This is a genomic window from Humitalea rosea (assembly GCF_003253705.1).
In the GTDB taxonomy this organism is placed as follows: Bacteria; Pseudomonadota; Alphaproteobacteria; order Acetobacterales; family Acetobacteraceae; genus Humitalea; species Humitalea rosea.
Window position 1 is genome coordinate 36360 of record NZ_QKYU01000008.1, and the last position, 24502, is coordinate 60861.

Consider the following 24502-nt stretch of genomic DNA (forward strand, 5'->3'; position numbering starts at 1 on the left):
ACAACCCATCCAGACGCACCCCGATATTTTGCACGTTGCGCAACAGGATTTTACCAGAAAGCCGTTGCTATATCTACAATCTATCGTGTTCCCGCTGGCGCCTACCCTATTGGGATGGCATCATCGAACATCACCAGCGCGAGGATACCGCCGTGTCAGAGATCGCACATCCGATAAAGACGGCGATATGGCGTGACAGCCTCGTGAAGCGGTGCCTTGCCGCCGCCGCCTATCCGCTGGTCTGGGCCTTCAACCGCCCTTCCGCCGCCTGGGCCTCGCGGGCGCTCTATGATTTCGCGCTTCGCTGCAATGGCATCGCCATCAACTTCAAGGGCCGTCACGGGCTCAACCGCGCCGAGGAGCGCTTCCTCGACAGCATCGCGCCGCGGTTACAGGGCGGCGTGCTGCTCGATGTCGGTGCCAATTATGGCTCCTATGCCGACTACCTCTCACAGCTTGCGCCCACCGCCGAGATCCACGCCTTCGAACCACATCCGAGCACATTCGCCCGGCTCACCCGGCATCTCGCCGGCCGGCGCGTGACCCTGGTGCAGAAGGCGCTCGGCGATACCAGCGGCACGCTGTCGCTGTTCGATTTCGCAAGCGGCGACGGATCGACGCAGGCGAGCCTGAGCCGCGATGCCATCGGCATCTTCGACAGCCAGATCGTCGAGCATCAGATCGTCTGCACCACCTTGGATGACTATCTCCGGGACGAAGGGATCGGAACCGTCGATTTCCTCAAGATCGATACCGAAGGCTTCGACCTCAATGTGTTGAAGGGGGCCGCCGCCGCCATTCGCGGCCAGCGGATCAAGCTGATCCAGTTCGAGTTCGTGCCCGCGAATATCGCGACGCATGTGACCATGCGCGATTTCTTCGAGGCGCTGCCTGGCTACAACATCTATCGGCTCTGCCTGAACGGCGAGCTGATGCCGCTGTTCCCCTATGACGTGAAGCGCTGCGAGATCTACGTCACGCAGAACCTGATCGCGCGTCCGGCCTAGGCGTCCGGCGCCGGCAACCGCTCGGGCCCATGGGCGAATTGCGCGTGGTAGGTGCCGACCAGCGCGCGATCCGACACCGGCGCCCCATCCCGCCGCCGGCCAAAGAACCAGCAGCCGCCCGCCGCATCGGCACCGTGCCGCAGCAGCCCGTCGAGCAGCCGCAACGGCGGCGTGCACAACAGGCCAAAGCCCCGCGCGATCAGCCGCCATCGGCGCCCCGGCGAAACCGACTGCAGCAACGCGCCAAAGGTCCAGGCGGTGACGCTGCCGATTCCCATCGCGACGCCGGCCGCCACCTCGTCAAAGCGCCGGAACAGCCGGCGATGTCCGATCGGCGTGAACCGCGTAAAATCATACGCGCCCATGTGCACCGGTTGCAGGAAGGGCGTTACCGCGAAGACATGCCCGCCCTGGTCCAGCACCCGCCAGATCTCCGCGACGCAGCGTGCGGGATCGGCGACATGCTCCAGCACCGCGACCGCCACCACGAGATCGAAGACGCCATCAGGGAAAGGCAGCCCATGGGCATCGGCGATGGCATCGACCGCGGGGCCGAAGGCGACATCGCTGTGCAGCACATGATCATCCACCCCGCCGAAGCGCAAGCCGCCCGATCCGATCACCAGCACACGCGGGTTCGGGCGGGAGGCGGCGACATAGGCCAGCGCATCGGCGGGATCGGGATGGCGGATGCTCGACCCGGTATCGCCAAGCCACCGCGCCACACGGCGGTACAGCCGGCGCACTCCGCTCGCGCGATCCGCCTCACGGCCATAGCTCGGGCCGGTATAGCCATCACCGCTCTGGTAGTCGGCGATGGCGAAGGCCGAGGCCTCGTCGTCGATCAGCACCGGCACGCCGCCAACAACGGGAAAGCAGGTGCCGCAGCGGTGGCAGCGCAGGGCTGCCCCCTCGGCGTACAGGCTCTCGCCATCGCGCGGGCAGGCGAGCGGAAAGCCGCGCAGCATCGCCGTGGCACTGGTCTCGATCCCGTCCATCACCGCGCCACCAGCCCGTCGATCAGGGCCGCATGGGATTGGAACATCGTCTCCTGGTCATAGACCTGCTCCGCCCGCGCCCGGTTGGCGGCGCCAAGCCGCCGCCGCAGCGGCGGATCGCCCAGCAACCCATGCAGCGCCGAGGCCAGCGCCGCGTCATCGGGCCGCGCGATATGGGGATGGTTCTCAGGCGCCAGCATGGTGCGGATATCTCCCACATCGGTGGCCGCGACCGGCAGGCCGGAGGCCATGGCCTCCAGCACCGAGAACGGCATCTGTTCGGTATCGGAACACAGGCAAAACACGTCCAGCGCGCGATACGCCGCCGCCGGATCGGGCATATGCCCGGCGAAGAGCACCTGCTCCGCGATGCCCAACTCCGCTGCCAGCGCCTCAAGCATCTCCCGTTCCGGTCCCTCGCCGATAATCACCAGGCGAAACACCGCGCCATCCCGCCGCAGCAGCGCCGCGGCGCGCAGCAACCGTCCCAGGTTCTTTTCGGGCCGCAGCGCCGCGACGATGCCGATCAGCGGCCCCTCCCCCGGCACCGCCAATGCCGCCTTCGGTCCGGAGGGGGTGAAATGGCGCAGGTCGAGGCCGTTGGGAATATGGTGCAGCCGCGCCTCTGGCAGGCGCCAGGATCGCGCGGCGCGGAGCAAGGTCGTCGAGGGCAGCACCACCGTGCTCCAGCGCAGCGACAGGCGGCGCGCCAGCACGCGGCGGCCGATCTGGCCGCCGCTTTCCTCCTTGCCGAAACCGTCCTCGGTATGCAGATGCGGCAGCCGGGGTGAGGCGAGATTGGCGATGGCCCATTCGATGCTCCCCCAATTGCTGGTCACCAGAAGTGCGGGCCGCAACCGTCGCAGCACTGCGGCGATGCCAAGCAGGCGTTGCGGCCCCCCCCCGCCGGCGGGCGGCCGCACCAGGGTCAGCGACACGCCCCGATCGATGCGCAAGGCGCAGTCAGTCTGGCCATCGAGCGCGACCACCGCGTGGCGCCAGCGCGGCCCGAAGCGGTTGGCCACGGCGGCAAAGCGCACCTGCGCGCCCCCCACGGCGAAGCTCGGGAAAACATGCAGCAGCAGCGGCGCGGTGGAGGGCAGCCCGGCGACAGGACGCTGCGCGAGGGTCTGGCTCATTCGACGGGCTCCCATGCGGCGCTGCGTGTGGCCCCGGGCGCGGCCATGGCCTCCGTCGCCAGGGCGACGACGCGGCGCGCATGGCCGCTCCAGGTCAGATCCCGCCGCAGTATGGCGGCCCGCGCCGCCTCACCCAGCCCCCGGCGCAGCTCCGCGTTGCGCGCCAGCAGCAGCACATTCGCCCAGAAGGCCTCGGGGTGACGAGGATCGAACAGCAGGCCGGTGCTGCCATGTTCCAGCAACTCGCGCAGATTCGCCTGATCGGGGGCGAGGATCGCCCGCCCGGCCGCCATGTATTCCAACACCTTCAGCGGGCAGGCATACGCCACCGCCGCCGGCTGCAGCGCGATGTCGAAGCCCGCGATCAACCCCGGCACCGCGGTGCGCGCGGCGAGCCCGGTGAAGCGCAGCCGGTCGGCGATGCCAAGCTCCGCCGCAAGCCGCTCCAGGCCCGGCCGCGCCGGCCCATCGCCGACGATCTGCAACACCATCCGCGGCTCACCCTTCCAACCCGCGATGCCGCGCAGCAAAGCATCCAGCCCGTGCCAGTCACGCAGGAAGCCGATGAAGCCGAGCACGATCTCTCCCCCTTCGGGCCGGGCCGGAGCGGGCGGAAAATCGCGCGGGTCGATGCCATTCGGCACCACCGCGATGCGTGACACCGGCACGCCGGCCGCGACGATATGCTTGGCCAATACCGCGGTGACCGGCAGCACGCGTGTGGCCCGACGCCAGACGAAGCGTTCGCCCGCGGCAGCGATGCGCCGCAGCGCCAGCCCGCCGAAGCGCGCGCGTTCCTGCGCCAGCGGCGCATTCACCTCAAGCAGGAGCGGCAGCCCCCGTCGCCATGCCACCAGCGCCCCGGCGAAATGGAACAGATTGGCGCGTTCGTAGATGACATCGGGGTGGAAGGCTGCCGCGGCACGATCCAGTCGCCAGCTCGCGGGAAGGGCATAGGCGAGCTCGGCCAATTCCCCGACCCAGGCCGGCAGCAGCCGCCGGATCAGTGCCACCATGCGGCTGTCCTCGCCAAGGCCGGTGGTGGCGAAGCCCGCCGGCCCCACGACGCGGACCTCATGCCCCGCCGCGCGCAGCGCCGCGACCATGGCCTCCAGATGCACCGACTGCCCATCGCGCGACCGGATGCGGTGGCTGTAAAGGATCTTCATGCGCACCCCTCCACCGATTGCAGCCACCCCGCGATCCGCCGGCGGCCCTGGCCCATCGTCTGCCGCGCCAGTTCGAGCATCCCGGCCGGATGCCACGGGTCGGTCAGCGCGACGCCGATGCGTTGCCGCCGTTGCGTGACCCACTGCGCCTTGTACGGATCATCGCCCCGGCCGAAGTCCAGTTCGGCGACACCGACATCGTCGATCAGCCCGCGAATCATCAGCGCCGTCAGCGCCGTGCCGGGGGATGCCGCGCGCTGCGCCTCGTCATGCGCGAGCTTCAGCAGCGCCGCGCGCCCCCCGGAAACAACCCAGTACTGCGCCGCCACCGGCCGCTCCTCCCGATCGCGCAGCACGCCGAGGCGCAGCAGCCCCGCGGCGGCCGCGGCCCGCATCAGCGCCGCATCGAAATCGGGGAAGGGTTCGGCGGGCTTCCAGCTGCGGTCGCGCACCGCGACATAGGCGGCGATCCCGGCCTCCAGCGCGGGCCCCGGTGCGGTCATCAGGCTGAACCGCATCTCGCGCCCGGCGCGGGCCAGCTTGCGCAGGATGGTGGTGCGCAGGACCGGCGGCCGCGCCGCGAGATAGCCCGACCAGCTGAGGCCCGGCGGCAAAGCCTCCCGCCAATTGCCGAAATGGCGGTAGCGGCCGAGCGCCAGCCCCGCCGATGCCACGCCCTCCAGGATAGCCTCCAGCCCCGGCGTGTCATCCGCCAGCGCCTCCAGGAGCGTCGGGCCGCGCCGACGCAGCAGCCGGGCGAGGCCGCGCCCTGCCGCCCTCAGCGTCCCGGGCCCGGCCCCCGCCGCGTTCAAGGGGCGCCAACTGAGCGTATAGGGCGTCACCAGGCTGCGGAGCCGGCTGCCCTGCCGCAGCAGGGGCAGCAGCACCGCATCCGAGCGGCCGCAGACGGCAAGCACCGGCTCCGATCCCACCGGCAGCGCATGCGCCAGGATGCTGTCGTACCAGACCCGGCCGGCGAAGAAATCGCCGCTGTCCCCGGCTGCGAGATAGGCGTCGCACCAAGCCGGAAGACAGGACCGGGCCAGCGGGATCAGCCGTGCGGCGGGGTCAGTCGCGAAGCGCATAGACGAGCCTCCCCACCCATTCGCGAAGCGCGAACCAGCTTTCCGGCAACCGGTCGGGCCGCGGCATCCAATCGGCCCAGGACAGGTCCGGCGCGCGGCCGAGGCGCAGCGGCGCCGGCACCGTCGCCAGCCCCTGCCGCGCGAAGGCGGCCAGCGCGCGCGGCAGGTGCCAGGCGTGGCTGACGACATAGGCGGAGCCGATCCCGTCGGCGCGCAGCAGCGCGGCGCTGAAGGCGGCGTTGTCCCGGGTATCGGCGGCATGGGCCTCGATCCAGCGCGCCGGGGTGCCGAAATCCTCGGCGAGGCTGCGGGCCATCAGCACCGCGATCGCCGGATCGCCCGGCGACAGCACGCCGCCGGTCACCAGCAGCGGCAGGCCGGTGCGGCGATGCAGCGCCGCCCCCGCGCGCAGCCGCTCCAGCGTCAGCGGGCCGACCTCGGCGCCACCGCTGCCATGCGCCACCTCGGCGCCCAGCACGATGATCGCGCCGGGGCTGGCGGGGCCCTGTTGGGCGGTGTCGCGGCCGAGCTCGCGTTCCAGCGAGAACATCAGCAGCCCGGCGATGGCCGGGGTCGCCAGCAGCAGGACCAGTGCGGCACTGAGCACCACCCATGGCCCCGCCCGCCGCGCCCCACCCCAGGCCAGGATGCCGCCGAACAGGCAGGCGATCACCAGCCCGAGCGGCGGCAGCACCAGCGCGGTCAGAACCTGTTGCAGCGACAGCACCGCGGGCATCAGAGCGCCGCCGCCATCGCCGGCGCCGCGGCCGCGAGCGAAGCCTCGCCGCCAAGCCGCACCTCGCGCCAAGTGGCGCTGCGGCCACCGATCTCCTCACGGAAGAAGGCGTAGTATTCATCGAGCCAGGCGAGGAAACGCTCCCGCTGCGCCAGCGTCCGCACATAGGGCGTGTTGCCCGGCACCAGCGATGGCGAATGGTACGTCAGCACGAAGACGCGATGGCCCTGCGCGAGCAGGAACCGGGTCAGCCGCTTCGCCTCGTCAATGGTCATGCCTTCCGGGGTCAGGCGAATGCGTTCCAGCAGGCCCATGTGTGCGGCGGCACCGGCAAGCCTGAGGCGCTGGCTGCGCGGGTGAAACAGCAGCGGCGCGAGGCGCTGCCCCTGCCGCCCGGCCAGCCGCCCGACCAGCGCCGCCGAGACCGGGATCTCCATCAGGCTCTGCTCCCGGTCCACCCAATAGGGGCCGGGGGAGCTGGCCCAGGCGTCGCGGCCTTGCCGCATCGCCGCCTGCGGCCAGCAGGGCGACACGCTGCTGTCGGCGATGTAGCCGAGCCGCTTCAACACATCGGCCGTCCGCACCCCGACGCCGAAGCGCCCCGTGCGGTAGATCAGCGGTGCGGCGCCGAAGGCATCGCCGAGCACACCGGTCAGGCGGCGCGCCTTTTCCAGCTCCATCGCGACCGGCAGGTTGCCGGCATAGCTGTTGTCCTCGCCGACCTCCTCGGTGAAGGGCGGCGTGACCCAGGGATGCAGCTGCGCCCCGACATCGCAGAGCCCATCACGCAACAACTCGCGCAGCGGTCCACGTCCGGCCTCCTGCGCGGCGACCGGGTAATCGGCCAGATAGACCGGCACCACCCCATGGCGGGCAAAGACGCGATGGGCCAGGTGCTGGCTGCCCATCGAGCTTACGTCATGGGCGTCGCGGGACAGCGGGGACGACCAGTCGAAGGCCTCCTCGGCGTCCACCGTGGTGATCAGCAGCGGCGTGCGGGCCGGATCGCCCGACGGGCCGCAACTGGCGGGGACATGAAAGCGGCTGTCGATGATCGAGGCGGTGCAGCCGAGCCCGGTCTCGACCGCGGCCGGGCGGATCCTGCCCGCCATGCCGTAGATGCCGAGGTAGCGCGCCGCCACCTGCCGCATGTCGAACTCGCGCCGCGCCAGCGCGCGGCCCGCGGCGCCGATGCGCAGCCGCAGCCCCCGATCGGCGGCCAGACGCAGCACGGCATCGAGGTAGCCACGCATATCGTCGAACAGGAAGCCGGTCTCGCCGTGGAGCACGAAGCTGTCGTTGACGCCCGGCAGCCGGCGCACCACCACGGGCAGCCCATGCGCCATCGCCTCCGGCACCACCGTGCCAAAGCCTTCGAGCCGTGAGGCGAAGACCAGAACATCGGCGGCCACGAAATAGGGATGCGGGTCGAGCTGTTCGCCGGCGAAGATCACGGCCTTGCCAAGCCCGGCCGCCGCCACCGCGCGTTCCATGTCGCGGAGATAATCGGGCTCCAGCGCCGGGCCGACCAGCAGCAGGCGCGCGCCCGGGTGGCGCATGAGCACGCCCGGCAGCGCGTCGATCAGGAAGCCCGGATCCTTGCGCGCGCACAGGCCGCCGACGAACAGCAGCACCAGATCCTCAGGCCCGATGCCCAAGGCCGCGCGCATCCGCGCCCGTTCGCCGGGCATGTCGGGCGGCAGGCTGATGCCGCAGGCGACGAGATGGCAGCGCGCGGCATCCTCGATCACGGCGCGCGTCTGCTGGAACAGCTTGGGGCTGATGCTGACATAGGCGTGGAACAGGCGAAACCCGAGCGTCGCAATTCGTCGCAGACGTGGCCGATAATGTCCGACCAGAACCGGGATGCTGTCGTCCAGCGTCGCCGACAGCACCAGCCGGCGCCCGGCCAGCCGGGTCAGCAGATAGGTCACGAAATACCAATCCGCATGGGTACGGAAATGCACCGTGTCGTAGCGGCGCAGGTGGCAGAGGAACCACCAGGTCAAGCGCAGTTGGCGCCGCAGCGTGGAGAGCGGGCCGCCGCCGAGGTAGATGACGCGCCGCAAGGTCGAGCAGAAGCCCGCCGCCGCCGGATCGGCCGGCCGCGTGGTGTGGGTGACCAGCAGGTCGTGTTCCACATCGCCCGCCACTTCCTGCATCACGGCGCTGGAGCGTTCGAGGAACACCCCCTCCCCGGTGAAGGTCGGCCGGTAGTATTTGAGCACGTGCAAAATACGACGCGGGGGCGTGTTCGCGCAGGCGGTCATGGCGTCCTCCGCCACTCTGTGCTTCCTGGCGGGAACATGGCGGCACGAGCATGACTGTGCGGATCTATTCCACCCCGGTGCGGAGCTTCGAGGAGCTCGGCGCCGACTGGCGCGCGCTGGAGGCCGAGGTTCCCGGACGCTCCTTCTTCCAGTCCTGGAGCTGGGTCGGTTGCCTCGCCGAGGAACGCTATCCCGATCCCGTGCTGCTGCGCGCCGAGGCGGAGGGGCGCACCCTGGGGCTTGCGCTGTTCAACCGGCGCCAGGGCCGGCTCTGCCTCGCGGAAAGCGGCGATGCCGCGCTGGATGCACCGTTTATCGAGCACAATGCACCATTGAGCCTCGGTGACGACATCCGGCGCGGCCTGTTGCGCGCGGCCTGGGGCGTGGCGGGCGCACGCCGGCTCGTGCTCAGCGGCGTGGCGCCCGAGGTCCTGCACGCGGCGGGCGGCACCGCGCTGCGGCTGCAGGCGCGTCCGGCGCCGCTGGTGGATCTCGGCGCGGTGCGGACGGCGGGGGGGGACTACCTCGCGACCCGCAGCGCCAATACCCGCTATCAGCTGCGCCGCTCCGCCCGCTTCTACGCGGCGGGCGGCGAGGTGCTGTTGCAGCGCGCCGCCGATGCGGCCGAGGCGCTGGATTGGTTCGATGCCTTGCTGCGGCTGCATGAAAGCACCTGGCGCGAACGCGGCGGCGCCGGCGCCTTCGCAACCCCCTTCCTGCAACGCTTTCATCGCAGCCTGATCGCGCAAGGGGCTTCGCGCGGCGAGGTCGACATGCTGCGCGTGACCGCCGGGGAGCAGGAGGTCGGGTATCTCTACAACCTGCGCCTCGCCGGGCGCGTCTTTGCCTATCAGAGCGGGCTCGACCACGCCGGTGCCGGCACGCATGGCAAGCCGGGGCTGACCTGCCACGCCATGGCGGTGCAGCGGGCACTGGAGATGGGCGATGCCATCTATGATTTCCTGGCCGGGGCGGACCAGTACAAGCGCAGCCTCGCCACCGGCAGCGAGCCGATGGTCTGGGCAGAGCTGTTGCCTGTCTGGTCGCCCCTGGGCATGGCCGCCCGGCTGCGGCGGCTGGTGCTGCGCTAGCCGGATCATCTCGCCTCCACCTCGGCCAGCAGCCGCGGCGTAAGATCCAGCCGTGGCCGGGCGCCACGCATCCGCCGCAGCGCCAGCACCGCGAAGGGGTCGCGCCAGAGGCGCGGTGTGCGCAGGCGCGGCGCCGCGGCGATCCAGTCCAGCACACAGGTGTCGGCATCCTCGGGCAGGGCCGTGAAGCCGCCGGGATAGATGGCGTCGCGAATGGCCGCCCATTGCAACCGGCCGCGCCCCTGCTGCACCAGCCGGTGCCAATGCCGGCGCGCATCCCGCGGATGCCAAAGGCGCAGGCTGGGCGCCCGCCAGGTCGCGCCGGGTTCCACAGCCAGGCGCTCCAGGACCCAGCCGCCGCGCTCCGCATCGAGATCATGCAGCACGAAGGATCCCACCAACCCATCGCCACGATACAGTCCGACCGGCAGCCGCAGCCCGAGTGACGCCAGCCGCGCGACGAAGCTGCCGCGCAGCGCGAACAACGAGCCGTGCAGCCCGGGCTCCTCCAGCATCTGCCGCGTCAGGAACGCAGCGCTGCGCCCCGTGCTGGGCACCGCCGCCGCGGCCTGGGCCTGGGGCGCATCCCGCAGCCGCGCGGCCAGGTGTCGCAGCGCGCCGGGCGCGACGGCGGCGTAGCCATCGACGAAGATGTAGGTCGCGGCCTCGGGGCGCAGCCGGTGGATGAACTGGTTGAAGGCATTCGCCTTGTCACCCTGCGCGATCGCATGGACGCTGCCGCGCAGCCCGGTCTCACGCAGCGCCGCGACGGCGATCTCCGCCGAGCCATCGGTGCTGCCATTGAGCAGCACCGTCACCCGCAGATCCACCCCCTCCCCCGCCCGAGCAAGGGCGCGCAGGCAGGCCGCGAGCGAGGGTGCCTCATTGCGCGCGAAGACGGCGGCACTCCATTCGGCGGCGCTCGCAACGCGACGGCTTGACGCCTGGGCCTGAAGAATCGTGTCCATGACTAGCCCTGACGCACTGCGCCGAGGCGCTGGCGTAAGACCCGTCCGCCCATGCGGCGGAGAAGCCCGATCATGTCGGCCTCGGCGCCCGCCGGGCAACCGGCGGCGAACCAGGCGGTCGCAAGCATCGCGGTGAAGCTGACAACCCCAAGCGGGATCGACACCAGCAGCATCCGTGCCGCCGTGGCGGCCGCCTCGGGCGGCGCGGTCCAGCCGAGGCCGCTCGCCCACAGCAGCACTGCCATCACCGCCGTGGCCAGCGCCGGGCGCTGGATGCAGGCGAGGAACTGCCGCAGCGGCAGTTGCAGCAATCGCAGGGCGCAGGCGACCAGCACCACATGCTCGGCAACGACGGCGGCCCCCACGGCGATGCCGGCCCCGAGCAGCCCATAGGCAGGGGTCAGCACCAGCAGCAGCACCACGCGCAACGCCGCCGAGGCAGCCGTCACGCCGAAGATGCCGCGCAGCATCGTCTTGGCGCTGAGCAGCGCGGCGCTGACGTTGCCGAACAAGGTCAGCGTGCAGGCAATGCCCAGGATGGTGACGAGGGGTGCGGCCTCAAGCCACGCGGGGCCGAAGGCCAGCGCCACCACCGGCCCCGCCACCAGCGACACACCGACGCCCGCCGGCAAGGTCAGCAAGGCTGTCAGTGCGACGATCCGCAGGTAGGAGGATTTCAGCTCGGCACTGCCGCCGCGCAGCGACGCGGCGAAGCTCGGCATGCAGGCGCGGCAGATGGGGTCTACCATCTCGGTCGTCGGCAACACGGCGACCTCGACGCCCACGGCATAGATGCCGAGCGGCGTCGGCCCCAGGATGCGGCCGATCACCATGCTGTCGGCGCGGTCACGCACCAAGGTGACGATGCTGATCGCCCAGGCCCAGCAGGAGACGCCGGCCAGATCCCGCCACGCGGACAGGGAGAGGCGAGGGCGGTAGGGGTGCAGCAGATGGCTCATCGCGACGATGCCGAGGCGATTGGTCAGGATGCCCAGCACCAGCGCCCAATGGCTGCGCAGCACCCAGGCGCCCACGACCGTCACCACGATACCGGCGAGGCGCGGCACGAATTGCAGCTGGAACTCCTTGTTGAACATCAGGCGGCGGCGGAAATCGGCAACCCCGACATTCGTCGCGCCACTCAGCGCCGCCGAGACGGCAAGCGCCAGCAGCACCGGCTCCAGCCTCGGCTCGCCAAAGAACCCCGCCGCCGGCCCCGCCGCGATGGCGATCAGCCCACCCACGACGAAGGAGCGCAGCAGGTTCAACGTAAAAGCTGTGTCGTACAGCGCGGGGTGTGGATCTTGGGCACGGACGATCTGATCCTCCACACCGATGGCAAGACAGACATCCAGCGCCAGCGCGAAGGCGGTCGCGAGCGCGACCAGCCCGAAATCCCCGGGCGGCAGCAGGCGGACCAGCACCAGCGTGCTGGCAAGCCCCAGCAGCCGCGTCATCATCCGCCAGGCGATGACCCAACTCGCGCCACGCGCCGTGCGCGCAAGGATGCTCTCCGGCACACCATCGCTCATGGTGACGGCACCGCGAGTCTCTCCTCCGGCATGGTCAGCCGCATGCCCCCGATGTCGGCGAGAAAACCCTCAAGGACCAACAACTGCCAGAGCGCCTGGGAATGATCGAAGCTGCCGGCCATATGCTGGTCCACCAGCCGTGCCAGGGCCGGTGCGTCGAAGACTCCGCTGTCCAGCATCGGCCCGCCGAGCAGGCGCGCCCGCACCGCCCCCGCCTGGGCCCGCAACTGTTGCCCGATCGGGGCGGCGAAGCCCTGCTTGCGACGCTGCAGCACCTCGGCTGGCAGGATCGAGCGCAGCGCGACGCGCAGCAGGTGCTTGCCCTGGCCCCCTTGGAGCTTCAGCCCGGCGGGCAGCGCCAATCCCCAGGCGGCCAGCGTCGGGTCGAGCAGCGGTGGCCTGACTTCGAGCGACACCGCCATGCTGGTGCGATCGACCTTGGTCAGAATATCGCCGGGCAGATAGGTGTGCAGATCGGCATATTGCGCTTGCAGCAACGAGTCATCAGGATCGCACTCCTCCATCAGCGCGCCGAAGCGCGCGGCCGGATCATGGCCATCGACCGCCGCGCGCATCCCCGGCGACAGCAACGCGCGGCGACGCTCCTGCCCGATGCGGGAAACGGTGCCGTAGTAGCCGAGCGCGCTGTCCAGGCTGATTTCGGTCAGCGTGTGCTTCGCCCGCAGCCAGCGCGGCGCGCGGTCGAGCTTGGGGTAGGCGCGCGCGAGCCCGCCGATCACCGGACGGCGAATCCGCGCCGGAATATGCCGCCGCACCGCCTCGGCCATCTGGTGCCAGCGGTAGCGGCGGTAGCCCGCGAAGACCTCGTCGCCGCCATCGCCCGAGAGCGCCACGGTGACATGCCGCCGCGCCAGGCGGCAGACCGCCAGTGTCGGGATTGCTGACACATCGCCGAAGGGTTCGCCGAACAGCGCCGCCTGGTGCCGGGCGGCGGCGACGTAATCGCTCGTCGCCATCGCCTCATGGTGCCGGGTGCCGAGCTGGGCCGCGAGATGCGCCGCCTGCGCCCGCTCATCGCACTCCCCGTCGAAGCCGATCGTAAAACTGTCCAACGGGCCCTTGGTCGCGGCGGCCGCGAGGGTGGTGATCGCGCCTGAGTCGATGCCGCCCGACAGGAAGCAGCCAAGCGGCACATCGGACATCAGCCTCAGGCGCACCGCCTCGTGCAGCCGCGATGCAAGCTCGCGGCCACCATCCCTCGGTGCCGCCACCACCTGCGTCGGAGGCTGCCAATAGCGTCGGGGCGGCGGCAGCGCGCCGATGCTCGCGCGATGCAGCACCAGATAATGTGCCGGCGGCAGACGGCGGATATCGGCATAGATCGTGTTGGGGTCGGGCACGTAGCCGAGGGCGAGGAAATCATCCAGCGCCGTGGGGTCGAGCCGGCGTGACAGCCCCGGCAGCATCAGCAAGCCCGCGATCTCGGAGGCAAAGGCGATGGTGCCATCGGGCAGGCGCGCGTAATGCAATGGCTTCTCGCCCAGCCGATCGCGCGCCAGCACCAACTGGCCGCGCTCACGATCCCAGAGCGCGAAGGCGAACATGCCGTTCAGGCGATCGAGGCAGCCCGGCCCCCACTCCCGCCACGCATGCAGGATGGCCTCGGTATCCGAACGTGTGCGGAAGTGGTGCCCCAGCGCCTCGAGATCCCGCCGCAGCGCCTCATGATTGTAGATCTCGCCGTTGAAGGAGATGACGAGGCTGCCATCCGCGTTGCTCATGGGCTGCGCGCCGCCGGCCAGGTCCACGATCGCAAGCCGGCGATGGCCGAGCGCCAGACCCGGCTCCGCGTGGTAGCCCGCGCCATCCGGACCGCGATGACGCAGCGCATCGGCCATCCGCCGGACGAGGCCGCTATCCGGCGACCTTGGGCTGGTGGGATGGAAAAGGCCAACCACGGCACACATACGATGCTCCTATTGCTGCTTGCTCCGGTCGCTGACCGGGCCGGTGCGGTGCTATCCTCGGCGTGCCGACGGGGAATGGATTGGATGCACGCCGCCACAAGACAGGCCCGGAATCTCTGTGCATGATGTCGGAACGACGAAGACGCTGCCCGGGGACGTCCACAGGACTGGCGCGGTCGTCTGGGAGAAGATGCGGCGCATGACTTCAGACCAAGGCCCGGACGAGCCCACCCCCAGCCGTCGCTTCACCTGGCCGGCGGCGGCGCTGCTCATCCTCGTCCTGTGCATCCTGGCCTGGCTGCTCATCGGTGCCATCACCTGGTGGTTCCTGCACTGACCACGGCACGGACGGGCGCGGGATCCTTGCGCGTCGCAAGGCCCGGGCCGCCGGCACGGAGCCAGGACAGCGTCGTGGCAAGCCCGCTGCGCAGCCCGACAGCGGGTCCGAGCCCGAGCCGCTCCTGCGCCCATTCCGGTGCACCGACGGAATGGCGTATCTCGCCCTGCCGCGCCGGCCGGTGCCGCACCGCGAACTCCCCGCCGCAAAGCTCCGCGATCATGGCGCCCAGCGCGAGGACCGAGGTCGCGCGCCCGGTGCAGACATTGAAGACGGGCGCGGTGACCGAGGCATGCCGCATCGCGCGGACAAGCGCGCGGACGACATCGCCGACGAAGACGAAATCGCGCGTCTGCATTCCGTCGCCGAAGACGTCGATGGGTTCCCCGCGCCGCATCCTGTCGCAGAAGATCGAGATGACGCCGGAATAGGGTGAACGCGGATCCTGGCGCGGGCCGAAGACGTTGAAGAAGCGCAGGCCCGCGGTGGGCACGCCATGGACGTGGCCAGCCACCCGCGCATGCTGCTCGCAGCCGAGCTTGTCGGCCCCATAAGCGGAAAGCGGTCGCAGGATCGAGGCCTCGTCGAGCGGCAAGGTGCCGCCCGACCCGTAAACCGCCGCGGAGGATGCGTAGACCACGGGCACCCCGCGGGCCCGGGCCGCATCGAACACGCCGATGGTCGCGGAGAGGTTGGTGCGATGGGTGCCCATCCAATCCTGCACGCCACGCTCGACAGAGGCGATGGCGGCAAGATGGTAGCAGGCATCGACCTCCGACATCACCTCCCGCACGACCTCCCGATCGGAGATGTCGCCGAGGAGGAGGGTCGCACCCGGGGCGAGGTTGGCCTCCGTCCCGGTCGAGAGATCGTCCAGCACCAAGACCTGATCCCCCTGGACCCGCAGTGCCGCACACAGGTGGGAGCCGATGAAGCCGCAGCCGCCAGTGACAAGGATCCTTGCCATCTCTGTAAAACCTCCTGACATCGCGTCGGGTCGGGACGATATCGAAGGACCCCAAAAAGGCGAAGTAGAAAAGCTGACACTTATTGATTTACATGTTGCATGTAATTATTTTCATTGCATTTATCCAGATGAAATCGAAAGATATTTCGAATACGTCTTCCAAATACTCTTGGTCTGGAGAATATACGACTGTAAAGAATGGCACGTCTGTGGCGACGCCCGCCTGAAAGGGAGCCGGTGGAGATCAGCGTCATCTGCCCCGTATTCGATACCTCCCCGCCGCTGTTGCAGGCCGCGGTGGCCTCGGTCCTCGCCGAGGGGGGAGAGACGGAACTCGAGCTCATCCTCGTCGATGACGCATCGCGCTCGAGCGACACCGTGGCGGCGCTCGATGCACTCGCGGCCAATGATTCCCGCATCCGTCTCGCGCGGCGCTGCGCAAATGCCGGCCCCGCCTCGGCGCGCAACGAAGGGATCGGTCTCGCGCGTGGTGAATGGATCGGCTTCATCGACGCCGACGACCTTTGGCTGCCGGGACGCATCGCGCGGTCGCGCATTCTGCTCGATCGCAAGGACGTCGCCTGGATCGGCGGGCGGCACCGCCTGCTGCATCCCGATGGCCTGTTGCATGACACGCCCAACCTGCCCGGGCGGGTGCTGGCCAGCCCGGAGCTGACCCGGATGTTCATCGCCAACTTCTGGATGCATCTCGGCGCGACCTTGGTGCGCCGGCATCTCGTGGAGCGTATCGGCGGCTTTTCCGAGGGGCTGAGCTACTATGAGGATTTCCTGTTCCTGACAAAGCTTTCCGTGCTTTCGGCGCTGCACCCGATCGATGCGGACGTCTATGCATGGCGGCGCGCCGGCACGGGGCTGACGGCATCGCCTGCGCGGCTCGCGGCGCGCTCGATGCGCATGCACGGCCTGGCCGCAGCCGATCCGTTGCTGCGAGGCTTCCGGCGCGAATTGCGCTGGGCGCGCTACAGCGCGCGCAAGGGGCTGGCGCTCAACAACCTGCTCGCCGGCCGCCGCGGTCCCGCCCTGGCCCTGGCCTTAGACGCCTGGCGAATGGACCCGCGGGAATTCCGCGACCTGATCGTCTTCCTCGGCCTTTGGGCGAGGCACCGCACTGCGGCACTGGCGCATAGCCGGCGCTACAGCCCTGTCGAACACTTCCAACTGCAGGACAGCCAATGACCGCGATCACCCAGAGCCGCGCCGAAGGGTTTGCGCTTCGCACCGCCTGCGCCGGCCTGCGCCTGTACTTCCAGCACGCGCCGGGCCGCCGCGGGAAGGCGTGGGTCTGGGACCGGATTGTCCGGCGCTACATCACATGGCGGTCCTTCAACATCGAGGCGCGCACCCGCTTCGGCGCGCGGCTTGAAGGTGGCTTCCCGGATTCGGTGCATAGCTATGTGTATTTCTTTGGCGTATGGGAACCGGCGATCACGGCATTGTACCGCGCGGCGCTGCGGCCCGGCGATGTCGTCATCGATATCGGGGCCAATGTCGGGCTGCATACGCTGCTTGCATCGCGCCTTGTCGGGCCGACCGGGCACGTGCATGCGGTCGAGGCTTCACCCTGGATCTTCCAGCGGCTGCAACGAAACTTAGCGACGAATGGGGCGGCGAACGTCCAGCCGTACAACATGGCGGCGACGGCCACGGCCGGCCCGGTGCCGGTGTATCTGCATGACGAGAGCAACCTCGGCGGCACGACCATCGTCGCGGCCGAGGCGGCCAAGACCGGCACCTTGCAGGAGGCCGTGGTCGAGGGCCGCCCCCTGCCCGACATCGTGCCGCTCGTCGAAATCACCGCCGCCCGGCTGATCAAGATCGATGTCGAAGGCGCCGAGTGGCTCGTCGTTCAAGGCATGCGCGACGTGCTGCCGCTGCTACGGCCGGATGTGGAGATCCTCGTGGAGGTCAACCAATCCGCGCTGGAAGGTCTCGGCGGCTCGCTCGACGCCTTCCTCGCCATCTTCGCCGAGGCCGGATTCTCGGCCTTTGAAGTGGCGAATGCCTATCAGGGCGGCTTCTACATCCAGCCGCCGCCGAGCCGCCTGGTGCCGCTGCAGCGACGGGACTTCGAGATGGCCGATCTGGTGTTCCGCCGGACGGCCGCGAAGGGCTGACGCCGATGCTGGCGACCCCTGCCGCCAGCATCAGCGTCGTGGTGCCGAGCTACAACCGCGCGGCGCTGCTGCCGGAAACCCTGGATGCGATCCTGGCGCAGACGCTGCCGGCTGTGGAGATCATCGTCGTCGATGATGGTTCGACCGATGCCACCCCGACAATTCTGGCCACACGATATGCCGGCCAGGTCAAACTGATCCGCATCCGGAACTCGGGCGATCTCGTTGCGCGCAATGTGGGGCTGCGGGAGGCGCGTGGCGAGCTTGTCGCCTTCTGTGACAGCGACGATGTCTGGCGCCCTGGCTTCCTTGCCGCGATGGCGGTGCTCTGGGTCGCCGAGCCACGCACCCGCGTCGCCTTCGCCGATTTCGCCATCATCCGCGACGGGCGGTGGCAGGACGCGCGCAAGTTCGACGCAGCCCCGGCCGGTTTCTGGAGTGGGCTGCGACGGGTGGGTTGCAGCGGTCTCGGCGTGTTCGATTCGCCCATCGTCGAACGGCTGATCAGGTTTCAGCCGTTCTTCCCGTCCTGCATGGTGGCGGAGCGGCGCTTCCTGCTCGGGATCGGCGGGTGGGATACCTCGGTCGGGCGCATCATGGGCACGGATTTCGCGACCGCGCTGCTGCTCGCGGAGCATGCGCCCTTCGGCGTGGTGCGGGACTCGCCGCTGGAGGCCGTGCCGCAGCCGCTGGTCGGCATCCGTAAGCATGCCAATAATTTCTCCGCCGATGTGCAGGCGATGAACCTTGGCGATGCCGCCATTCTCGAACATGTGCTGGCCCGACGGCCATCGCTGGCGCGCCATGCCGCGGCCATCCGCGACAGCGTCGCGCGCCGCCGCGCGGATGCGCTGGAACTGGCCTTCGCGCGGCACGACCATGACTCGGTGCGCCGCATCTATCCGCTGCTGCCGCCCACCCACCGCCGCTGGCCGCTGCGGCTCAAGGCCGGTGTCTCGGCGATGCCGGTGCCACTGCGGGAACGGATCGGGCGCACGCTGCTGGCGCTCGGCACATGGCGCGCGCGGACGGGTTGAGGCGGGGCGCTACAGCGGCGCGAAATACCGGGGCGCGGCCGGGGTCGCCGGCACCAGCTTGGGAAAGCCCCGGGTCACGATGCCGCGCCAGATGCGGGACAGCGCCTCCGGGCCGCGGCCATCGCGCAGCCGCGCGAGTGCGGCGGTCTGCTGGCCATATCGCGCGGTATCCATGCCGGCCATCACCGCATGCAAGGCCGCCTGCATCCCTTCGAGATCATCGCAGAGATGGCCGATGTCCTCGCCCTGGCGGAAGAGCGATTCGGTGATCGGCACGCGGCTGGCGATGACGGGCTTGCCCCAGGCCACGGCATCCATCAGCCCCCCGCTGGGCGACAGGCTGTAATACCCAGGCTGCAGCGGCAGGAAAACGTAGTGCAGCCGCGCCAGACCGGCCACGAATTTCTCCCGGCTGATGTGCCCGATCTCGACCTCATGCGCGATGTCGGCGAAGCGCTCGCGCGGCGTGGTATGCGGCCGGCCGCCGATGATGTGGAATTCGATCGCATCGCCATAGCGCTGCCGGAACAGCCGCGCGGTATCGAGGAAGGCGGTCAGCCCCTTCGCCTCCGTCGCCATGCCGACCAGGCCGACGCGCAGCGGCACCCCCAGCCCCGGTGCCGGATGCCCCGCGGCCTCTCGCCCATCCACCGGATGCGGCAACACATCGGTGCGCAGCGCGGTCTCGGGCAGGATCATGGCCAAGGCGTCGCGGATGCAATCCTCGAAGACCAGGAACCGCAGCATCGGATTCGGCAGGCTCAGCATGGAGCGCAGGTCGAAGCGCCGCGCCACCGGGTTGCGCGGCCGCCAGCCGATCACCTCATTCAGGTTCCCATGCAGCCCGACCTGCACCGCAACCGGCATGGGCGCCGCCGCGGCCGCCATCACCGCCGCGGCGATGGCCGTGGGCGTCGCGGAGGCGAGGACGATGAGATGCGGCTGCCGCACCGGCGCCGCCGCCAGTGCCGCGCGCAGCACCCGCCACTCATGCAGGAAGCGCCGTGCCGAGACGACATGCGTCTTCCAGCGGTACAGCGGCGACAGCGCGATCGGCTTGAATTCGACATTCAGCAGCCGCTCGATCGCGCGGTCGTCCCGAAGTGCGGCCAGATGATCGGCATCGGCATGCATGCGGATCTGCTGGCGCGGAAAGGCCAGCGACATCGCCTGGAGCAAGCCACGGTTGATCGGCACATGCCCGGTGCCGGTATTGGTCATGTCGAAGACCAGGATCATGGCTGCCTCACCGGGCGCAGGGCCGCGCTTCGCCACGCGGCACGATGTGGAGGATCGGATCGCGGATGAAATCCTGCCGCCGGGTGAAGGGCGGCGCCTCGGCCAGCAGCGCGACATAGGTGCCGCGCGCCTCGGCCGAGCCCAGCACATCCGACACCGCCGCCAGGGATTGCAGCGCGAGCTGGCCGTAATCGCCCTCGGTCTTGCTCCAGCCCTGGCCATTCGACAGGCCGCGCGCCCGCGTGGCGGCGCCGATCTCGGACCAGCTGCGCAGCGGCTGCCCGTTCGGCGACTGGATCGCGATCAGATAGGCCGCGCCATCATGCATGGCGAAGCCGCGCGGGGCGGCGTTGAAGCGCCCGACAAGGAAGCTCGCCATCCAGCCCAGCACCACGCGCGCATCCTCGCCACCGCGCCGGGCCGCATTCGCGGCGGTGGAGGCGAAGTAGTCCTGCTGCCACGGCGGCAGCACGCCCGGCGCGCCATATTCGCCGGGGATCCAGCCATGGGCGTCGCCCTGCTGAATGGTCCAGCCACGGATCTGGGCGCGGACCCAGCCCCAGTTGCCGGCGGCGGCGCCGCGCAGCCAGGGCAGGTTGGGGTCGTCCGCAGGGCTCGCCCATGCGGCATTGTCGAGCTGGCGCAGCGACCAGGCGGCCCCGCGCACCTGGTTGCCGCGCACGACATTCACGCCCTCGCCGATGCCGCCATCGCGCCCGCCGCCCCGGGCCGCCGCCGCGGGCCATTGCGAGATGACGCACCAGGAGGCCTGGGCCTGCACTTCATCGAGGAAGGCGCGCCGGCCGGTCAGCAGATAGGGCACGAAGGCGAGGTCAGGCTGATGCGCGCAATCGGCCGCCCAGCCGGTATCGCCGGCGATCGGCTGCAACAGCCCGCCCGGCGCCGGCCCGCCGCGCCCATCGCTCCAGAGCCGCGGCCAATGATCGGTGTCGATCCAGCCCCCCGCCCCGCCGGCGCCGCCTGCCGGGTCCCAGTAGTGCCAGGGGATGGCGCCGGCCGCCTCGGCCTGGCCAATGGCGAAGGACGCGGCGCGGGCATCGCCGCTGATCAGCCACACCGCCTGCGGCATGGTCGCCGGGCCGATATCGGCCCGGGCCCCGGTCTGCCCCATGTTCTGGGTGATCCCGCGTGTATCGAAGGGCTCCTGCCAGGCCGGTGCGGCCATCAGCCGCGCCATGCGGCCCACCAGCGCGTCATCGACCCCGGTCGAGACGTCATAGCGGGCGATGGCCCCGGCATCGGCGAGATACTCGGCATCATGCCGCACATGGGCGGGCGCGGGCGCCGCACCGCCACGCGCCGCCGCCGCCTCGCGGCCCCAGGCGGTGTACTGGTGGTGGCGCGGGATATCCGCGCGGATCGCCTCGCGCCCATCCAGCACCAGCCGGGCGCCATAGGCGGCCTCACCGCCACCGGGCCGCATCGCGACATCATTGCGGAACCAGCAATCGACCCAGAGCGTGCCATCGGCGCGCAGGGCGACATCGGCCACGACCCGCAGCGAGGTCACTCCCCCCGCGACCTCCGGCGGCACCGGCGCCACCACCCGTGCCGCGACCGCGAGCGGCCCGGCCTGCCACGGCGGCGTGGTCACGGCGGCGCCGAAGGGGCGCAGCAGGTCGAGTTCCCAGGCGCGCCCCCCGGCGAGCGGCCGGACCCCCACCACCGCCTGCCGCCCGGCCAGTGCCGCCGTGGGATCCATCCGCCATGCCGGTGGCGCCGCCGCGCGCGACAGCACCACCCCGGCCCGCGCCCCCGCCGCCAACGCCGGGCAGGCCAGCGCGATCACCGCCAGCCGCACCGAGCCGTCGGGATGCCGCGCCTTCGCATCCATCTGCACCGCCAGGGTGCCACCGCCCGTGAGCCGCGCGGCAAGCCCCGCCTCCGCCGGCACATCGCCCGGCCGGAAGGCCTGGCCGAAGACGGCGATGCTGCCGGCGGGGGTGCCCCTGCCCTCCAGCACCAGGCCGAGCACATCGCCCTCCTGCCCGGCGCAGGGCATCGGCGGGCTCCGCACCTCCGCTTGCGCGGCATGGGGCAGCGCGAGGCTCGCGCCCCCGGCGGCGAGCAGGATGCGGCGCCTCAGCATCGCGCGGCCATGACCCGGCGGAACAGCGCGAGCTGGCCTTCCGTGGTCGCCTCCCAACTGAAGCCCTCCGCATAGGCGCGGGTCGCGGCACGGTCGGGCGGGCTTGCCAGCAGCCGCCGCACGCCCTCGGCGATGGCGGCCGGGCTTGCCTCCTCCAGCACCAGCCCGGCGGCGGGCGCGGCCACCGCCTCGCGGCTGCCCCAGGCCGGGCTCGCCACCACCGGCGTGCCGCAGGCCATGGCTTCGAGCAGCACATTCGCCCAGCCCTCGCGGCTGGAGGCGAGCACCAGCGCATCCGCCGCGCCGAAATACAGCGGCAGCAGCGCATGCGGCTGGGCGCCCGCGAACTGGACCCGCTCGGCGACGCCCAGGCTCTGGGCCAGCGCGCCAAGGGCCGCGCGATCCGGCCCCTCCCCCACGATCAGCAGCCGATGCCCGGGCAGCGCCGGCAGCGCGGCGATGATGTGGTGGTGGCCCTTGCGCTCGATCAGATGGCCGACCGAGAGCAGCACCGGCTCCGCCCCCAGCCCCAAGGCGGCGCGCGCGGTGCGGCGGCAGGAGGGCGGGCGGAAGCTGCGCAGATCGACGCCGTTGCGGAGCACCGTGACCTTCCCCGGCGGCGCGCCCAGCGCCACCAGCCCCTCCTTCAGCCCGGCGCTGACGGCGATCAGCGCATCCGCCCCGACGATGGCCCGCCGGATCGCGCGGCGCGGCAGGCGGTAGCCGGGCAGTTGGCTCACATCCGAGCCGCGTGCGGTCAGCACCACCGGCTTGCCGAACTCCAGCCCCAGCCAGACCGCGACGATGCCGTCGGGGTAGAGGTAGTGGCCGTCGATCGCATCGATCTCCAGCCCCTCCGCCAGCAGCCGCGCCAGCGCGGCCCGGGCGGCGAGATAGAGGCTCGCCGGGCCGGTCAGCAGCCCCAGCCCCGGCAGCGCCAGGAAGCGCGGATGCAGCAGGCGCAGCCCGTGCCGCCGCTCCTCCGCCGGCACGGCGGCGTAGCGGGCCCAGCGGCCGAAGCGATCGGCGCGGGAGGGGAACCAGGGGGTCGGCGCGAGCACAAGGCTCCGCGCCTCACCGCTGGCGACGAGGTGGCGCAGCCTGCTCTCGACGAAGACGCCGTGATTGGGCTGCGCGGCGTTGGGGTAGAGCGTGCTGAAGGTCAGCAGGCGGATCGGCCGCTGCGCCGCGCCGGCCGGGTTGGGGCGGAGCAGCGTCCCGCCAGCCGCGGCGGTGGATGCGGGGGCTGCCTCGTTCTGTCGTGTCATGTTCGTCCGTCCCGCCCGCCGCATCCTTCATGTCGAAGGGCGCCCATGCCGTGCTGGTGGGTGGTGTCGCCGCCGCCCACCAGGCCAGCCAGCCGATGCCGATCAGCATCGCCAGGAAGTACAGACCATCCATGCGGGGCCTCCTCGGGGGTCATTGCGGCGCGGCCCGGGCAAAGGCCGGCGGCGCGGCGGCACGGCGCCGCCAGCCCGGCATCGCCACCGCGGCCTGCCCTGTCGGTGCAGCTTGCGCCAGCGCGGCCCGCGCCAGCCCATAGGCCCCCGCGACCACGACCAGCAGCGTCCAGTAGAAATCCCAATAGGACAGCGAAAGGAATGTCCCGCTGACCAGGTAAGCCACGATGGAGACCTGCGCCATGCGGCCAAGGTCATGCGCCCAGGCAAGCTCCGGCCGGTCGCGCGTCATGCGCTGAAGGCGCAAGGCATAGATCACGGTCATCACCGTCAGCCCGAACCAGACGAGGAAGGTCGGGAAGCCGTGTTCGCCCAGCATCTCGAACCAGATGCTGTGCACGGCGCGGGCGGGGCCGCCGGGGGCCACGGTATCCACCGCCGATTGCGTATAGGGGCCGGTGAAGCCCGCCCCCACCAGCGGCCGGCTCAGCGCGAGCTTGAAGGAGATGCCCCAGAGCACCAGCCGTTCGGAGGCGGATTCATCCTGCTGGTAGGTGGAGATGGTGTTCATCCGGCTGGTCCAGCCATCGGGCATGAAGGAGATCGCGCCCGCGACGCAGCCGGCGAGCACGATGCCGGAGACGACCTTGCCCTTGCTCCGCACCCACATCATCAGGGTCACCGCCGCGAGGCCGAGCAGCGCGCCGCGGGAATAGCTCGCGATGGTCGCGAGCAGGGTCAGCGCCATGGCGATGGCCAGCCCGACCCGCACGATGTGCCGCGCGGATTGCATCCGCAGATAGTTCATCAGCGGCAAGGTCACCAGCATGGCCGCGGCCAGATGGTTGTTGTCGGTGATCATCGTCTGCGCCGGGCCCCAGACCCGGTAGTTGCCGCCATTGACGATGGCGAAGATGCCGCCGCGCACGCCGTAATAGCCCAGCGAGATCGCCATGACCCAGACCAGCGCATGGATGCGCCGCCGGTCGGTGAGCAGCGCCGCCGTCACCAGCAGCCCGATCAGCACCTTGAAGACATGCTCCCACTTGGTCCAGACCGCCGCAGGATCGCCGAGCGCCACCGCCGAGGTGAGGGTGAAGCCGAACATCATCACCAGCAGCAGCACCGTCACCCCATTCCAGGCGAAGCGCTTCGGCTCCCCCGCGAGCAGGCAGCCGAGCAGGGTCGCGAGGAACACCGTCATCGCCCAGGGCAGTTCCGAGGCCGGACCCCAGACCAGCCGGTGCGGGTTCATGAAGGAGATCCACGACCACAGCAGGATGCCGGCGAAGGGCCGCGCCACCGCCAGCGCCAGCAGCAGCAGCATCGCCAGGATGAAGATGGCATCACGCAT

20 protein-coding genes are annotated in these 24502 nt (G+C 70.5%); 6 read left to right on the forward strand and 14 right to left on the reverse strand.

Annotated features, from left to right (window positions below; translation table 11 throughout):
* Positions 1 to 152: 152 nt before the first annotated feature.
* A complete protein-coding gene (locus tag C8P66_RS08365; RefSeq protein ID WP_158537152.1) occupies positions 153 to 1007 on the forward strand; it encodes an FkbM family methyltransferase in 855 nt (284 codons plus the stop codon).
* On the opposite strand, the gene C8P66_RS08370 is transcribed toward C8P66_RS08365, so the two are convergent.
* From C8P66_RS08370 to C8P66_RS08395, 6 genes are read right to left on the reverse strand one after another with little or no spacing between them, the layout of a single operon-like run.
* A complete protein-coding gene (locus C8P66_RS08370) occupies positions 1004 to 2005 on the reverse strand; it encodes a methyltransferase domain-containing protein (protein ID WP_111397794.1) in 1002 nt (333 codons plus the stop codon). The two genes, C8P66_RS08365 and C8P66_RS08370, sit on opposite strands and share 4 nt — an antisense overlap.
* Positions 2005 to 3144: a glycosyltransferase family 4 protein gene (locus C8P66_RS08375; RefSeq protein ID WP_158537153.1), complete on the reverse strand. Its 1140-nt coding sequence runs from the start codon at positions 3142 to 3144 to the stop codon at positions 2005 to 2007. The genes C8P66_RS08370 and C8P66_RS08375 overlap by 1 nt, the downstream gene beginning before the upstream one ends.
* Complete coding sequence (locus C8P66_RS08380) at positions 3141 to 4313, reverse strand: glycosyltransferase family 4 protein (RefSeq protein WP_111397796.1); 1173 nt, start codon at positions 4311 to 4313, stop codon at positions 3141 to 3143. Before C8P66_RS08380 ends, C8P66_RS08375 begins: the two co-directional genes overlap by 4 nt.
* A complete protein-coding gene (locus C8P66_RS08385; protein ID WP_111397797.1) occupies positions 4310 to 5398 on the reverse strand; it encodes a GNAT family N-acetyltransferase in 1089 nt (362 codons plus the stop codon). The genes C8P66_RS08380 and C8P66_RS08385 overlap by 4 nt, the downstream gene beginning before the upstream one ends.
* Entirely contained in the window at positions 5382 to 6134 is a 753-nt protein-coding gene (locus C8P66_RS08390) for a YdcF family protein (protein ID WP_146422768.1), read from the reverse strand. Before C8P66_RS08390 ends, C8P66_RS08385 begins: the two co-directional genes overlap by 17 nt.
* Positions 6134 to 8404 carry a glycosyltransferase gene (locus C8P66_RS08395; protein ID WP_146422770.1) on the reverse strand — a complete coding sequence of 757 codons (2271 nt, stop codon included), beginning with the start codon at positions 8402 to 8404 and terminating at the stop codon, positions 6134 to 6136. Before C8P66_RS08395 ends, C8P66_RS08390 begins: the two co-directional genes overlap by 1 nt.
* Positions 8405 to 8454: 50 nt before the next feature.
* Here C8P66_RS08395 and C8P66_RS08400 point away from each other — a divergent pair, with 50 nt between their 5' ends.
* On the forward strand, positions 8455 to 9495 hold the full coding sequence (locus C8P66_RS08400) for a GNAT family N-acetyltransferase (protein WP_111397800.1): 1041 nt from the start codon (positions 8455 to 8457) through the stop codon (positions 9493 to 9495).
* A 5-nt stretch (positions 9496 to 9500) separates the two neighbouring features.
* On the opposite strand, the gene C8P66_RS08405 is transcribed toward C8P66_RS08400, so the two are convergent.
* From C8P66_RS08405 to asnB, 3 genes are read right to left on the reverse strand one after another with little or no spacing between them, the layout of a single operon-like run.
* Complete coding sequence (locus C8P66_RS08405) at positions 9501 to 10463, reverse strand: glycosyltransferase (RefSeq protein WP_111397801.1); 963 nt, start codon at positions 10461 to 10463, stop codon at positions 9501 to 9503.
* A gap of 2 nt (positions 10464 to 10465) precedes the next feature.
* Complete coding sequence (locus C8P66_RS08410) at positions 10466 to 11995, reverse strand: oligosaccharide flippase family protein (RefSeq protein ID WP_111397802.1); 1530 nt, start codon at positions 11993 to 11995, stop codon at positions 10466 to 10468.
* Positions 11992 to 13923: an asparagine synthase (glutamine-hydrolyzing) gene (gene asnB / locus C8P66_RS08415; RefSeq protein WP_111397803.1), complete on the reverse strand. Its 1932-nt coding sequence runs from the start codon at positions 13921 to 13923 to the stop codon at positions 11992 to 11994. The genes C8P66_RS08410 and asnB overlap by 4 nt, the downstream gene beginning before the upstream one ends.
* A gap of 199 nt (positions 13924 to 14122) precedes the next feature.
* Here asnB and C8P66_RS23790 point away from each other — a divergent pair, with 199 nt between their 5' ends.
* Entirely contained in the window at positions 14123 to 14260 is a 138-nt protein-coding gene (locus C8P66_RS23790; protein WP_158537154.1) for a hypothetical protein, read from the forward strand.
* Here the strand turns inward: C8P66_RS23790 and C8P66_RS08425 are convergent.
* Entirely contained in the window at positions 14238 to 15227 is a 990-nt protein-coding gene (locus C8P66_RS08425) for an NAD-dependent epimerase/dehydratase family protein (protein ID WP_111397805.1), read from the reverse strand. The genes C8P66_RS23790 and C8P66_RS08425 overlap by 23 nt on opposite strands.
* Before the next feature lie 237 nt (positions 15228 to 15464).
* On the opposite strand from C8P66_RS08425, the gene C8P66_RS08430 reads away from it, so the two are divergent.
* From C8P66_RS08430 to C8P66_RS08440, 3 genes are read left to right on the forward strand one after another with little or no spacing between them, the layout of a single operon-like run.
* A complete protein-coding gene (locus C8P66_RS08430) occupies positions 15465 to 16424 on the forward strand; it encodes a glycosyltransferase family 2 protein (protein ID WP_158537155.1) in 960 nt (319 codons plus the stop codon).
* Positions 16421 to 17362 (forward strand): FkbM family methyltransferase, encoded by a 942-nt coding sequence (locus C8P66_RS08435; protein WP_111397807.1) that lies wholly within the window; start codon positions 16421 to 16423, stop codon positions 17360 to 17362. Before C8P66_RS08430 ends, C8P66_RS08435 begins: the two co-directional genes overlap by 4 nt.
* A gap of 5 nt (positions 17363 to 17367) precedes the next feature.
* Positions 17368 to 18399 carry a glycosyltransferase family 2 protein gene (locus tag C8P66_RS08440; RefSeq protein ID WP_111397808.1) on the forward strand — a complete coding sequence of 344 codons (1032 nt, stop codon included), beginning with the start codon at positions 17368 to 17370 and terminating at the stop codon, positions 18397 to 18399.
* A gap of 9 nt (positions 18400 to 18408) precedes the next feature.
* Here C8P66_RS08440 and C8P66_RS08445 read toward each other — a convergent pair whose 3' ends face one another.
* The 4 genes from C8P66_RS08445 to C8P66_RS08460 form a co-directional block, all read right to left on the reverse strand.
* Positions 18409 to 19638 (reverse strand): glycosyltransferase, encoded by a 1230-nt coding sequence (locus C8P66_RS08445; protein ID WP_146422772.1) that lies wholly within the window; start codon positions 19636 to 19638, stop codon positions 18409 to 18411.
* Positions 19639 to 19645: 7 nt separating this feature from the next.
* The gene (locus C8P66_RS08450; protein ID WP_111397810.1) at positions 19646 to 21748 is read right to left on the reverse strand and encodes a hypothetical protein; all 2103 of its coding nucleotides are present in this window, start codon (positions 21746 to 21748) and stop codon (positions 19646 to 19648) included.
* Positions 21742 to 23016 carry a glycosyltransferase family 4 protein gene (locus C8P66_RS08455; protein ID WP_111397811.1) on the reverse strand — a complete coding sequence of 425 codons (1275 nt, stop codon included), beginning with the start codon at positions 23014 to 23016 and terminating at the stop codon, positions 21742 to 21744. The genes C8P66_RS08450 and C8P66_RS08455 overlap by 7 nt, the downstream gene beginning before the upstream one ends.
* A 151-nt stretch (positions 23017 to 23167) precedes the next feature.
* A complete protein-coding gene (locus C8P66_RS08460; RefSeq protein ID WP_111397812.1) occupies positions 23168 to 24502 on the reverse strand; it encodes a putative O-glycosylation ligase, exosortase A system-associated in 1335 nt (444 codons plus the stop codon).